Annotated in this window: 9 protein-coding genes; 6 read left to right on the top strand and 3 right to left on the bottom strand. The window is 44.9% G+C overall.

Features of this window, described 5'->3' with window-relative positions:
- Window positions 1-63: 63 nt before the first annotated feature.
- On the top strand, window positions 64-891 hold the full coding sequence (locus IQ263_RS13780) for a YwqG family protein (protein ID WP_194067924.1): 828 nt from the start codon (window positions 64-66) through the stop codon (window positions 889-891).
- Window positions 892-1129: 238 nt separating this feature from the next.
- Here the strand turns inward: IQ263_RS13780 and IQ263_RS13775 are convergent, their stop codons facing one another.
- Together IQ263_RS13775 and IQ263_RS13770 are read right to left on the bottom strand one after the other, a co-directional pair.
- Entirely contained in the window at window positions 1130-1645 is a 516-nt protein-coding gene (locus IQ263_RS13775) for a L,D-transpeptidase (RefSeq protein ID WP_194067923.1), read from the bottom strand.
- Window positions 1646-1746: 101 nt separating this feature from the next.
- Window positions 1747-2385 (bottom strand): bifunctional 4-hydroxy-2-oxoglutarate aldolase/2-dehydro-3-deoxy-phosphogluconate aldolase, encoded by a 639-nt coding sequence (locus tag IQ263_RS13770; RefSeq protein ID WP_194067922.1) that lies wholly within the window; start codon window positions 2383-2385, stop codon window positions 1747-1749.
- 671 nt (window positions 2386-3056) lie between these two features.
- On the opposite strand from IQ263_RS13770, the gene IQ263_RS13765 reads away from it, so the two are divergent.
- Entirely contained in the window at window positions 3057-3698 is a 642-nt protein-coding gene (locus tag IQ263_RS13765; protein ID WP_194067921.1) for a hypothetical protein, read from the top strand.
- 174 nt (window positions 3699-3872) lie between these two features.
- On the opposite strand, the gene ftsH3 is transcribed toward IQ263_RS13765, so the two are convergent.
- Window positions 3873-5711 (bottom strand): ATP-dependent zinc metalloprotease FtsH3, encoded by a 1839-nt coding sequence (ftsH3, locus tag IQ263_RS13760; protein ID WP_194067920.1) that lies wholly within the window; start codon window positions 5709-5711, stop codon window positions 3873-3875.
- A 132-nt stretch (window positions 5712-5843) separates the two neighbouring features.
- Here ftsH3 and IQ263_RS13755 point away from each other — a divergent pair, with 132 nt between their 5' ends.
- From IQ263_RS13755 to IQ263_RS13740, 4 genes are all read left to right on the top strand, one after another.
- Window positions 5844-6032 (top strand): hypothetical protein, encoded by a 189-nt coding sequence (locus IQ263_RS13755; RefSeq protein WP_194067919.1) that lies wholly within the window; start codon window positions 5844-5846, stop codon window positions 6030-6032.
- A gap of 223 nt (window positions 6033-6255) precedes the next feature.
- Window positions 6256-7068, top strand: coding sequence for a cephalosporin hydroxylase family protein (locus IQ263_RS13750; protein WP_194067918.1), 813 nt, complete (start codon window positions 6256-6258; stop codon window positions 7066-7068).
- A 34-nt stretch (window positions 7069-7102) separates the two neighbouring features.
- Window positions 7103-7732 (top strand): methyltransferase domain-containing protein, encoded by a 630-nt coding sequence (locus tag IQ263_RS13745; protein WP_194067917.1) that lies wholly within the window; start codon window positions 7103-7105, stop codon window positions 7730-7732.
- A 151-nt stretch (window positions 7733-7883) separates the two neighbouring features.
- Window positions 7884-14585, top strand: coding sequence for a glycosyltransferase (locus tag IQ263_RS13740; RefSeq protein ID WP_194067916.1), 6702 nt, complete (start codon window positions 7884-7886; stop codon window positions 14583-14585).
- The last annotated feature ends 2 nt before the right edge of the window (window positions 14586-14587 follow it).

Raw genomic sequence — 14587 nt, 5'->3', positions numbered from 1 at the left:
GGTAACGTGCGCTTCGGCGCACTCTACTGATTGCATTCAAAACAAATTGATTGTTAAAAGCAGATGAATTATAAACTAGAATTTCCACTCTCTCCCGAACTAGAAAAGTATCGCGACAGAATCGAAGCTACCATTAAACCTTACATCGAAATTAAAACCCAGAATAATGATGACGTTAATTGGTGGCAGAGTAAATTTGGGGGATTGCCCTATTTACCTAAAGGCTTTGACTATCCAAAAACTCCTGACGGTAAATATTTATTTTTGCTAGCGCAACTCAACTTTGATGAAATACCGCCTTTAGATGGTTTTCCCGATCGGGGAATTTTGCAGTTTTATATAGCCGACGATGGCGCATATGGTTTAAATTTGGGCAATCCCGCCAATGTAGATAATCCCGCACTCGAAGGCAGATTCAAAATAATCTATTTTCCTCAGCCAGACTTCACAGTTGAAAACATGATTACCAATTATGATTTTTTGCCTAAACCGGAAGCTTTTCCTATTGATGGCTGTTGCGGCTTGCAATTTACTAAAAAATATGCGCCGATTAGTACCAGTGACTACAAATTTACCGAACTGTTAGGAGAAGAAATTGATGATTTATTTCTAAATGATGAAATTAGGGATGAGTACCTAGAAATATCGTCTCCTTTTGGTCATAAAATAGGTGGTTATCCTGATTTTACACAAGGCGACATAAGAAGATATGGTAGTAACTTCGATGGGGAAAAAAAGCCAGATATTCTTCTATTCCAAATGGATACTGATGAAAATGATACAGTAGATATCATGTGGGGAGACAGTGGTATAGGTAACTTTTTTATTGATGAATCAGCACTCAGACAATTAGATTTTAGTAAAGTTTTATACAATTGGGATTGTAGTTGAAAGCCGCAGTTAAGTAAGCAAGCTAAAAAAAACCAAAACTGATGAACTCCGATCGAAGAAACCGGGTTTTTGACCGAATCTGCGGGCTGTAACGCAGTATTTCGCAAAAAAACCCGGTTTCTGACTACCGGTGCATAAGTTCTAATCATGTTCGACTATGCCCCATGCCCCATGCCCGATGCCCGATGCCCGATGCCCGATGCCCGATGCCCCATGCCCCATGCCCCATACCCTAAACCTAAGATTTGTGCACCACCACCGGTGTCCCCACCGAGGCCCAATCGAACAGCCATTTAGCGTGATTTACTGCTACATTCGTGCAGCCGTGACTGACGGGATTGCCAAACAAATTGTGCCAGTAAGCGCCGTGAATTGCCATTCCTCCGTCGTAATACATTGTATAGGGAACGTCGGGCACGTCGTAGTCATCCCCAGTCATTCTAGCAACGCGGTATTTGGTTTGAACGGCAAAGGTTCCCGTGCGGGTGGGAGTCGATGATTTGCCGCTGGAAATAACCACCGCGTAAACGGGTGTATTTCCTTCCCAAGCTATTAATCTTTGTCTTGACAAATCAATTTCTATCCAGCGCTGACTGGATTGCTGCAACTGCATAATTCTATTGGCAATTTTGTTGTGCTGCGAACTGGCAATTGCAGGATTTTGCCCGCCACAAAATGCAGTAACTGTGAGGGCGCAGCCGGCACAGAAAATGCCGGCGCGGCGAAAGTAAGTTGAGTTGATAATGCTGTTCATTCCTCACACCCAAAACGATTTTAGACTTGAAATTTTAGATTTTAGATTAGCTTGTACTACTTTAGATTGTAGATTATAGATTTTAGATTGGGAAAGAGGGCTTAACAAGTTGTTAACTTTTGGGTGAGAGTTCGGGCAATTTGACCGATCGCCCGCCAATCTCCATTTTCCACTAATTGTTTGGGAAATAAGTCTCCCGCCAAACCAACGGCGATCGCCCCAGCGTCAATAAATACCTTCGCATTTTCCACTGTCACCCCGCCAGTCGGAATTAAAGGAATGTGTCCCAGAGGGCCTTGCAGGCTTTTCAGGTAAGCTGCACCTCCCAAACCGGATATCGGAAACACTTTAACGCAGGTAGCGCCTGCTTGCCACGCTGTCACAATTTCCGTGGGAGAAAAAGCACCGGGGACGATCGGCACTCCGGCATCAACTGCTGTTTTAATCATAGCTACATCTGTGTGCGGAGCAAACAAAAATTGAGCGCCGCAATCTATGGCTTGCTGCAACTGTTCTAAGTTTAATAAAGTGCCAGTACCAATACTAAAAGTAGGGAATTCCGAGCGGAGTTCGGCAATTAATTCAGCAGCTTTGTGAGTGTTCCAAGTAATTTCAATAAACAAAAATCCGCCTGCTGCTACCGCCGATGCCATCTGCCAAGCGAGTTCCTTTTCGGAGGAACGGATGACTGCAATCGCCCGGTGTTTTTTGAGTAGTGTCAACCAAGATTGATGATTCATGCGATTTTAGATTTTAGATTGAGGACGCACCCTAATTTGTAACTTAGATAGTTCTGACTCGCATAGGATTTTAAGACTGATTACTAACTTCGAGATATACCAAATTACAAGAAGCGCCACGTTAAGTTTTTAACCGACAATCTAAGTAACAAAATCGCTTGCCAATTACCAATAGACCTCTTGCAGAAGTCACTGGCTCGATAGAGAAACCGCAGATATCAAACAGATAAACACTGATTGACGCAGATGATTTCAGGGTATTTTCCGATTTTTGCAAGAGGTCTAATGACCCAGCGTACCTCGGCTAGAAGTTTACCAAAGATGAATAGGTGCGATCGCTACAGCCAACTGCTGGCTTGAATCCCACATTTCGCACCCTCAACTGTCACAATCGGTTTTTACTTAGTTTTATGGATAAATTAAGCTATAAATTATAATTTTATACCGTAGATTGACGGATGTAAATTTTAGGAAAGGCATAATTTATTACTTTAAAATTAGATTTTTCTGAGTAATTATACTGTGTGACACCGTAGGGTGCGGAATGTGGCTTGAATCGATCTAAGTTTAACACCATCTCCACGTTGCTGCTCTCTACAAAAAAATGTAAACTAATATAGTCGTGTCTGCTGTGGGTGCAGCCTCCTGCGGCAAATTTTCTGGGAGACCTCATGAAGAATTCTGATGCAGCTACTCCTCTCAAGTCCCACGGAGTTAGTCGATTATTAATGCAGTTCGCTTGGGCTAACGTCTCGTTAAACATCGTTTCCCTGCTTTTAACTTCGGTGAAAGCAATTGCACCAACGATTGAGGCGCCGCTTCAAGGTTTGCAGCAGATTTTGTGGATTGTTACAATTCTTGTCGCCTCGATTTTGTTCGTGCTTTTTCTAGTCTGGCTATATCGCTTGCACGTCGATCTCAAGGTTCTTTTCAATGATTATCCTATCACCCCAGGAGGAGCGATGGCAAGATTTCTCATACCGATATACAGTATATGGGGAATTTGGAATGCACTCTCAACATTTGCCAACAGATTTAATCAGGAAGGGGGAGAATTAGCAAAGTTTGCCGAGTATATAAATCCCCTGATCGGAGGGTTCTATGCTTTAACTATTGCCTCAAATATGTTGAACCGTGAATTTTCAAGAATGCAGAGGCAGAGTCCAGAAATAGAGCCTTTATGGTTGTTCTTGCTTAATGATGTAGTAGGCCTGGGTTTGTCGGTCATGTTATTGCTAATGGTAAAAAGTATGAGCAGTGCCGTTGTTGCCAAAGCTCGTCAGCCAAAATCAGGCAGGACAATCAAGGTTTAGTAGATAGGGGTAGGGTGCGTCCCTCTGGGATAACTGCAAATAGCGAGAATTGTCGCAGCGACGCACCCTACTATAAAAAATCGGGGCGATTCCAGACAATCCCAGAATCACCCCAATTATTGATTTCAAACTTTAGATTCCATCCAAAATTTTAAATCTTAAATCCCAAATCAATTAGGCAATTGTTGCCATCTTGACATCGCTGTTGGCTAGCAAATTTTGCAATTCATCAGCATCCACAGTTTCCTTTTCTATTAGCATATCTGCCAAGGAGTTGAGGACGTGGCGGTTGCCAACCAGCACGTCTTTAGCGCGCAGGTAAGCTTGCTCTACCAACAAGCGGACTTCATCGTCGATCGTGGCTGCGGTTTCTTCAGAAAAGTCCCGTTCGGCCATGATATCGCGACCCATGAACATATTCCCTTGTTGGCGACCCAGAGCTACAGGGCCTAGCCGATCGCTCATACCGAAGCGAGTTACCATTTGTCGTGCTACTCTTGCCACTTGCTGCAAGTCATTAGAAGCGCCAGTCGTGACTTCTTCCTCGCCGAAGACAATCTCTTCAGCAATGCGGCCACCCAAAGCTACCGCCATTTGATTTTGCAAGTAAGAGCGAGAATACAAGCCAGAATCCATCCGATCTTCGCTCGGTGTGAACCAAGTCAAACCGCCAGCGCGGCCGCGGGGGATAATGCTAATTTTCTGCACGGGATCGTAGTCGGGCATCAAAGCACCAACTAAAGCGTGACCGGCTTCGTGGTAAGCTACCAAAGTTTTGCGCTTTTCGCTCATCACGCGGTCTTTCTTTTCTGGGCCGGCGAGCACGCGATCGATCGCATCATTGACTTCATCCATCGAAACTTCGGTCAAGTTGCGGCGGGCGGCCAAAATAGCTGCTTCGTTGAGCAGGTTAGCCAAATCCGCACCTGTGAAACCAGGAGTCCGGCGGGCGATTTTTTCCAAGTCCACGTCTTTCGACAAGGTTTTGCCACGGGCGTGAACGTTGAGAATTTCCAGGCGGCCGGAGAAATCGGGGCGATCGACCACAACTTGGCGATCGAAACGGCCCGGACGCAGCAGCGCAGCATCCAGCACGTCGGGGCGGTTCGTGGCAGCAATCAAAATGATGCCTGTATTGCCCTCAAAACCGTCCATTTCGGTCAGCAACTGGTTCAGGGTTTGTTCCCGTTCGTCGTTACCGCCGCCCAAACCAGCTCCCCGCTGGCGGCCTACCGCGTCAATTTCATCGATAAATACGATGCAAGGAGCGTTGGTTTTAGCTTGTTCAAACAAGTCGCGGACGCGGGAAGCACCCACACCTACGAACATTTCCACAAATTCTGAACCGGAAATCGAGAAGAAGGGAACGCCTGCTTCGCCAGCAACTGCTTTGGCGAGAAGGGTTTTGCCTGTTCCGGGAGGGCCTACCAGCAGCACGCCTTTGGGGATTTTTGCTCCGACTGCGGTGAAGCGATCGGCATTTTTCAGGAAGTCCACGACTTCTGCGAGTTCTAGCTTGGCTTGTTCGATGCCGGCCACGTCGCCGAATGTCACCTGAGTTTGAGGTTCCATTTGAACTCTAGCTTTCGATTTGCCGAAGTTCATGGCTTGGTTGCCGGGCCCGTTTTGGGCGCGCCGCACCAAGAAAAACAGTCCCACTAACAGCAGGATCGGGAAGAACAGGCTGCTGAGGGCTTTTACCCAGAAACCTTCGTCGCTTTGGGGCAGAACTGAAATGTCTACGTTGTTTTTGGTCAGGATGTTGATCAGTTCGGGGTCGTTCGGCAGGTTGACGAGTACCTTGTTGCCGTCTTGAGCCGTTACGAGGGCTTTGCTGCGATCGGAACTGATATTTATTTTGTCTACTCTCTTGCCTTCGACTTCCTGAATGAATTGGCTGTACTTCCAAACTTCCCGGCTTGGGGGCTGTTTGTCAAAAAATGCCGTGGCTAGGGCAATGACTACAATAGCCAGCAGTGCGTACAGTCCAGCGTTTCTCCACCGTTTATTCACCGAGGTCGATCCTCCTAATTATTTAGTCCCTACAGTTTGGGATTTTTTATTTATGTTCATCAATCTTAACGTAATTGTAACTTGTTTTTGTGTGGGCGGAATCCCCGTTAGGGCGATCTTGCTTGCATGGTGGTGGAAACCGAACGTGGCTTCACTGCGTCAGGTGATGAAATGCTTTCGTCGCAAAAGGTAAATTTTTCTCTACACGATCGAGTGATTTTTGTCAATGTGCCGATTGAGTGGGTAACGAGTTTAGGCCAAGAGGGAGATGGACGATCGTCGTCTCAATCAAGCGCGCATCGCGATCGATGCTTGAGTTAGAGGTAATATGGGTGCAATCTCTTGCTGTTTTTGAGGCAGAACAAATGTATAGCGGTAGTGAAGCCCCGGCAACTACCCGACTCAGCGCGGCAACAGTTCAGATTTTCTGAGTGCGGATGCGGTTGGCTGATGTACTCTACCAAGCTTACTTGAGGCGATCGCCATCTTCGGCACAGAAAAAACGCCGCATAGGAAAATTGAAATAACTAGCTTTTTAACTGATATGCACAACCTCGCAGATAATATTATAGCGGCAACTAATTTATATAATTGTGGCGACCACTTTCAGGCAGAGTTAATTTGTACCAAAATTCTTGACAGTCAGCCAGACAATTCAGATGCTTTATGTTTGTTGGGGAAAATTAAATATCAACTTTCAAAAAATCAGCTTGCTTCCACAACAGATGCAGGTCTGCGCTATCATTTGTGGTACTACAACAACCAAATTTGGAATACCACCACATGGGCAGGAGTCAAAGCACTAAAATCTCCCTGCGATATGTGGAGTTACCAAGAAATTATCTGGGATTTAAAACCTAGTTTAATCCTAGAATTTGGCAGTTTCTATGGTGGAGGTACTTTATTCTTTGCCTCGCTCCTTGAAAAAATTAATAACAAATCTCAAGTGTTTTCGGTAGATATTGACCATACATCTCTCACTCCCCAAGTAAGAAATCATCCCCGCATCGAGTTAATGCTGTCATCCTCAACCGCCCCTCAAGTTTCTCAAAGAATAGTCGAATTACGCAGAGAATTTCCCGGGCCGATATTTGCTATCCTGGACAGCAACCATGAAAAGCAGCACGTTTTGGGCGAGATGCAACTGCTGCGACCGCTACTGCAAACAGGCGATTACGTCGTAGTTGAAGATAGTAATATCAACGGACACCCCGTTTTGCCCGGATGGGGAGAAGGGCCATACGAAGCAATGGAAGAATATTTTGCCATTTACCCTGATGATTATCAAAGAGATGATTTGCGCGAACAGAAATTTGGCTTTACTTTTGCAACTGCTGGATTCTTGATTCGACGCTAAATATTTAAAATTGTACTGCAAGTCAAAGATTGCCATGAAATTTCCACTGCACCAACCAACCCTCCAGTTATTGACAGGACTCTCAGGAGTCGAACTGGGAGCAGCCTCGCACAATCCCTACGGAGTGAATGCAATTAATGTTGCTCCAAAATTTGACGAGGATTTGTTTCAAGACAACCAAGTTAACATGGGAGAGCAACCGACAAAAATCGATATGTACGGCGAAGCAGACAATATTCCCGTCAAAGATAACAGCCAGGATTTTGTTTTGTCCAGCCACGTGTTTGAACACATTCCCGATCCCATATCTGCTTTATTAGAATGGCAAAGAGTTCTCAAGCCAGGGGGATATGTGGTGATGATTGTCCCGCAGCCGGATGCTCTCGCCGGAGACAATCGCCCCCTATCTACCTACGCGCAATTAATTAAAGCACACCGAGAAAAATGGACGATTGAGACTGCTCCAGCGGAGAATTTATATGGTGGTAAAGGCGGACACTACTGGAAATTTACCTCAACAACTCTAAGAAAATTCTTTGAGAATCTCAAAACAGCTAATGACGGCATTCCGGCTGTGAATTGGCAACTGCTAGGTACCGAAGATCCCGACAGCAAGGTAGGAAACGGGTTTTGGCTGGCTTACCGAGTGGGAGCATCTCATTGAAAAAATTTACTGTGCGAGATATTAAGCTCGCACGCTATAAAATCCAAACTGAGATGCTCCCCTCGTACCTTAGCTAATTGGCTGCTAACAGCAGCATTTTTCAACACCAGCCAGCTCAAAATCAATTATTTAACACAGAGGTTTCCCCGAAATGAATTCTACAAATCAGTTGAGCTATCAGCCGCTTATCAGTATTGTGATGCCAGTTTACAATACACCCGAGCAATTTTTGAGAGAAGCAATTCAATCTGTTTTCAATCAAACTTACACTCACTGGGAATTGTGCATTGCTGATGATGCTTCTACCCAGCCTCATGTCAAGCGAATTTTAGAAGAATATGCGGCAAAAGATGCAAGAATTAAGGGAATTATTAGAAGTCAAAACGGTCACATATCTCGTGCGTCAAATTCGGCACTGCAATTAGCAACTGGTGAATTTATATCGCTGCTAGATCACGACGATTTGCTCACAGCAGATGCTTTGCAGGAAGTGGTAATGCTGCTGAACCAGCATCCCGATGCAGACATGATTTATTCAGATGAAGATAAGGTAGACGAGCGCAACAATTTTTGTCTTCCCTGTTACAAGCCAGATTGGTGTCCCGATTCATTTTTGTCTCGGATGTATACTTGCCATCTGGGTACTTATCGGCGATCGCTAATTAACGAAATCGGTGGCTTTAGAGCTGATTATGATGGCAGTCAAGATTACGATCTGGTTTTGAGGCTTACAGAAAAAACTAACAAAATATTCCACATACCTAAAATCCTTTACCACTGGAGATTTCACCCCGAATCTGCCTCTGCTTCTAGGGATGCTAAACCTTATGCCTACGAAGCAGCAGCGAGAGCCATCACAGATACAATTAACAGAAGAGGGGAAGCCGGACAAGTTATAGCGCATCAAAATTACCCCGGTCACTATACTGTTCGGTACGCGATCGAGAGTTACAAACTGGTTAGTATTATCATTCCTACCAGGGATTTTGGGAGTATTTTAAATAAATGTTTACAATCAATTTTTTCCCTAACTTCGTATCCTAATTACGAAGTGGTGGTAATAGACAATGGCAGTGGAGAAGTTGAAACAAATAATATTATCAACAAGTGGCTAACTTTACAACCAAATAAGTTTAAATGCTACCGATTAGACATTCCATTCAATTACTCTCGCCTGAATAATTTTGGCGCACAAAAAGCACAAGGAGATTACTTACTCTTTTTAAATAACGATACCGAAATCAGGGAGAAAGACTGGCTCAATGGTATGGTCGAGCAAGCTCAAAGACAGTCAATTGGCGCTGTGGGAGGGCTGTTGCTATATCCTGATAATTCTATCCAAAATACAGGATTTATCTTAGGTGTGAACGGGATTGCCAGTCATGCCTACAAGGGAGTTAAGAAGGTATTAGAGTATGAGGACATAGTACACATAGGATTTACTAATAATGTCTCCGCTGTTACCGGATCGTGCTTGATGTGTCGCCGGGAAGTATTTACCAGCAGCGGCGGTTTTGATGAAAATTTACCCATTGTATTCAGCGATATTGACTTATGTTTAAAAATGATGGCTCAGGGCTATCACAATATATATATAAGTCACACCAAAGTCTGGCATCAAGAATTAAAAAGTTGGGCGTTTGAACTGAGTGATGAAGAACAGTTAAAGATTGAAGCAGCAGCGTCTAAATTAATGGTATCAAGATGGAAAAATTTAATAGATCGCGATCCTTGCTTCAGCCAGTATTTAGTGAAAAAGCTGCACGAACAGTTAAACCCGATCGAAAGAATGCAGCCTTTAGTTAGCATTTGTATTCCTACTTATAACGGCGAGAAATATCTGAGCGAGGCACTTTTTAGCGCTATGGCTCAGACTTATCCCCATCTAGAAATTATTATTTCAGATGACGGTTCGACCGATCGCACAATGGCCATTGCTAAGTCACTCACTGACAAGTTTCCCGGCGAGTTCAAATTTTCTGTGCACGAGAAATTTGGATTAGTTAAAAATTGGAATCACTGTATTTCTCAGGCAAAAGGGAAATATATTAAGCTGTTATGTCAAGATGATTTGCTAGAACCGGATTGTATTGCCGAACTGGTAAATTTAGCAGAACAAGACGAGCAAATAGGTTTGGTGTTTTCGCGGCGGGGAGTTTTGCTAGCAGGAGACGCTAACTCCGATGCGGCTTGCCAAGCAATCGGTAGAGGTGCTTTAGAAATATCTCAAAACTGGTCAAACTTGCAGCGAGTACAAGATGGCAAAACACTGCTGGCAGATCCTAATCTGTTGAACAATCCGATTAATAAAATTGGAGAACCGAGTACAGTTTTGATTAGAAGGGATGTTTTCGATCGCGTCGGATTTTTTGATGTAGAATTGCAGCAATTAGTTGATGTTGAAATGTGGTTCAGAATTATGAGCCACTACAAAATTGGTTTTGTCAACAAAAGTTTATCCAACTGGCGCGTTCACCTCAATCAACTGACAAGAGAAAACTTGCTGAAGGGAGAAATAGTGCAAGATGTCCAAAGATTGCACCAGAAAATTTTACACAGTTCGTATTTTAATTTATTGAACTCTGAAGTTAAAAATCGGATGAGTGATGCTAATCAAGCGGCAGACTGGATGCAACTGTTAGCTGGAGGAAAAAAACAGCAGGTAAATGTTACTGCTGTTCCTGTTGTTCCGGCTGCGGCTTTAGAAGTGGCGCAAATTTCTCCTGTTGCTTCTAATATTCACCGACCTTTTTGGTCTGTAATGATTCCTACTTACAACCGGGTAAAATATTTGGAGCAAGCGTTAAAAAGTGTGCTGCAACAGGCTCCTAATGCTGAGGAAATGCAAATAGAAGTTGTTAACGATTGCTCGAACCAATCTATCCAAGATGAAATGGAGGCTATTGTTAATGCTGTAGGCGGTGGACGAGTTAATTTTTACCGACATCCAGAGCAAGATATCGGTCAAACTGCTATCTTTAATCTCTGCATTCAGCGATCGCGCGGTGAGTGGGTGCACATTTTGCACGACGACGATGTTGTATTGCCGGGATTTTACAGCCGCTTGCGAGAAGGTATAGAAAAAGAACCGAGTGTGGGTGCAGCTTTTTGCCGCCACATTTATACAGACGAAGCGGGAAATCAGCGTTGGGTATCTTGGTTAGAAAGAGAAACTCCAGGGGTACTGACTGATTGGTTGGAACAGATTATTGTGATGTGTCGCTTGCAAGCTTCTCCCATCGCAGTTAAACGCAGTGTTTACGAAAGTTTGGGAGGTTTTTGCCCTCAAGCTGGTGCTGCTTCTGATTGGGAGATGTGGAAGCGAGTTGCAGTGCATTATCCGATTTGGTACGAACCGGAACCGCTGGCTTGGTATCGCCAGCATACTTCGTCAGACAATACTCGCTTGCTGAAGTCGGGCGGGCTAATTGCTGATGTGCGAAGATCGATCGACATTTCTCAATCATATTTGCCAAGGGCGATCGCCGATAAGTTATCGAATCAAGCCCGAGAACACTATGCTTTCTATGCTTTGGAGACAGCTAAAAAACTCCTAACAGACGGAGAATCTGAGGCGGCGATCGCTCAAATTCGAGAAGGACTCAAATGCAGTCAATCGGCCCAATTAAAAGAGGCATTAGTTTCACTATTATTACTTGGTGAATCTCATCAACCTTCCACCGGATTTTCCAGCTCTACCGCTCGGCAATCGCAAGAGTCAAGCAACACATCTGCTGCGGTAAACACTCGAACTACCCGCAAACAAATTGCTGATATTTGGCTGAATTTATCAGCCGAACAAGTGGCAAGTGCCTTTGCGGGGGATACAGGAAAACAGCACCAAGCCCTGCTTGCCAGCGAGATTAGAGATGAACCGCTAACCGATGCAGAAGAGACTTTTGCGAGGGAATTAGCCACCAATGTGGCGAAAGGATTTAACGACCCGAAAGCTATCAATTACCTGCTAGCAGCGATGCTGTACCGTCGCGCCGACCAATTGCCGATCGACTACGATCGCGCGACAATTCCTAACTGGTTCGCCAACGAATATCTCAAATTCATGTTCACCTGTCCTAACCTTTTTCAAACAAAAGGAGAAGCAGAGAGTTACTATCAATTTATTCGAGGATGGATTGATTACGTACATAGGAATTTGTTCAAAAATTCTGAGTCGCCTCTGTGGCAGAATATTAGTGTGTTATTCGCGCAAATTGCTAATTTTATTCCGCTGTACTTTACGACGGAAAACCTGCGCGATATTTATACCAAACGAGCAGAAATTATCGAGTTTGCACTGAAAAATCGCGGTTGTTCGATTGATTGTATCTTCCCGGCGCGATCGCCCGCGCGGACAAAAATCCGCCTCGGCATCATCAGCGACCATTTCGCGCCGCAAACCGAAACCTTCGCCACCATCCCGGTTTTCGAGCATTTAAACCGCAACCAGTTCGAGATTTACCTGTACGCCCTCAACACCAGCGGCCACCAATTAGAACAATACTGTCAAAGTCGCGCCGACAAGCTGGTTGCACTCCCGAAAGACTTTGCATCGCAAGTCCAAACCATCCGCGCCGACGACTTAGATATCCTGTTTTTTGGTACGAATTTAACAGCTATCAACAAACCCGTTGGTTCCCTAGCAATGCACCGTTTAGCTAGGGTACAAACAACCTCTTTCTGTTCCCCAACAACCACCGGCATCCGGCACATGGATTACTACATCGCAGGCAAATTTACCGCGCCTGATGCTAGTTATCAAGCACAATATCGCGAACAGTTGGCTGTACTCGAAGGTAGCGGTTTTTGTTTCAAATACGCTACAGAATCGGAAGTAGCTACAGTCAAACCTACGCGCCAAAGTCTGGGAATTTCCGACAGCACAACTGTTTTTGTCTCCGGCGCTAACTTCTACAAGATTCTGCCGGAATTGAGAGAAACTTGGGTAAAAATTCTAGCTGCTGTACCGAATTCAATCTTGATTTTATATCCCTTCGGGCCGGCTTGGACTCGGACTTATCCAGTGACACCTTTTGTTAACAATATGAACGCTATCTGCGCTAAATACGGCGTGAATAACAACCGCTTGCGGTTCGTGAAACAACTGCCAAGCCGCGCGGATGTCAAAGAGTTTTTGCAGCTAGCAGATGTTTATCTCGATTCTTTTCCCTACGCTGGGGCTACATCGTTAATCGATCCTTTGCAAGTAGGATTGCCGGCGGTGGTTGTGGAGGGAAATGCTTTGCGCTTCCGCCAAGGTGCGGCGATGTTGCGGGAATTGCAAATGCCCGATTTAATTGCGCGTGACGAAGCATCTTACATTCAGCTAGCTGTTAATCTCGGCACTAACCCGCAGTTGCGGCTGCAAAAAAGGCAGGAAATTAAGGAAAGAATGCAGGCTAATCCCGCCTGTTTTGATAGTGTGGCATATTCGGGGGCGATCGCGAAATTATTCCAAGAACTCTTTAGCAACTGGCAAAGCAGCCACCTAGAAGCAGCCCGCAGCTTGCAGGATAGCATTCCCAAACCAGCCGACTTGGGTGAAAAACTCTCGAATGCCGTCCAGCTTTACCAGAGAAACTCATCAAACATTTCACTAATATCCGAACTGCGTCAAATTCGCAAACAAATCGCTGATTATTGGCTGAACCTTCCCGCCGAAAATCTCGAAACAGCTTACCAAAGCGCCCCCGGTAATAGCTATCAAATCCTGCTCAAAAGCGGCTTTCAACGTCAACCAATGATAGAAAGCGAACAAATATTTTTGCAGCAACTAACTCAGCTTAGCAAAGGATTAGTCCATCCTAAAGCTGTCAATGCCTTGCTGGCGGGAATGCTATATTTTCCACCAGAAACTATGCGGATTCCCGACGCTCGTAACCGTTTACCGCACTGGTTAATTGGAGATTACGAACAAGTTTTTGAGACAGAAGCTGCCGTCAAGTCCGAGTCAAGTTCTGACTTGTTATTGCAATACATTCAATCTCCGCAATTTGCCAATCAACTGTTAGGATGCGTCAATCTTTATCGCATAGATCCTTCTGACGTATCGGTAGTTTTAGAACTACGCCAAATCCGCAAACAACTGGCTGATTTTTGGCTGATTGTTCCTTCAGAACAACTGGAAACAGTTTACCGAGGCGAAGTTCGTAAGGGATATCAAGCAATACTTAGCTGCGGGTTGCAATCCGAGTCAATGACGGAAGCAGAACAGAAGTTTTTGCAGCAATTAACTGAAATTAGTAAAGGGTTAGTGAATCCTCAAGCTATCAATGCTTTGCTTGGTGCGATGCTGTATTTTGTGCCGGGAAAAATGCGGGTTCCCGACCCTCGCACCCGCTTGCCCAAGTGGCTGATTGAGGATTACGAAAATGTGTTTGAAAGCGCATTGTTGGCATCGGAACAAACAATTGTGAAACAAGATTATTTGCCGCAGTTGCTCAATCAATTAACTGCTGCGGTCAATCTTTATGAAATTGACCCGACGGCGGAATTGGTAATAGCAGATTTGCGGTCAATTCGCAGGCAAATTGCTGATTTGTGGCTGAGGGTTTCTGGCGAACAATTAGAACTTTTGTACCGGAGCGATTTCGGGAAGGGTTACAAGGCTCTGCTGGGCTGCGGGTTTGTGAATGATCCTTTGAATGAGAGCGATCGCGCATTTTTCAATTCGTTGGTTGCTGAGTTGAGTAAAGGTTTTGGAGCGCCTGAAGCTGTGAATAATTTGTTGGCGGCGATGCTGTTTTGTCGCCCTGGGCAGTTGCAAGTTCAGGATGCGAATAGTTGTTTGCCTTCTTGGTTGTTGGAGGATTACGAGCAGTTGGTTGGGGGTGCGATCGAGCTTGCTGTTGGGTGAGA

The organism is Tychonema sp. LEGE 06208, assembly GCF_015207505.1.
Classification (GTDB): domain Bacteria; phylum Cyanobacteriota; class Cyanobacteriia; order Cyanobacteriales; family Microcoleaceae; genus Microcoleus.
The sequence above is the reverse complement of the archived record's forward strand: the minus strand, read 5'-3'. Positions and strand labels throughout refer to the sequence as shown.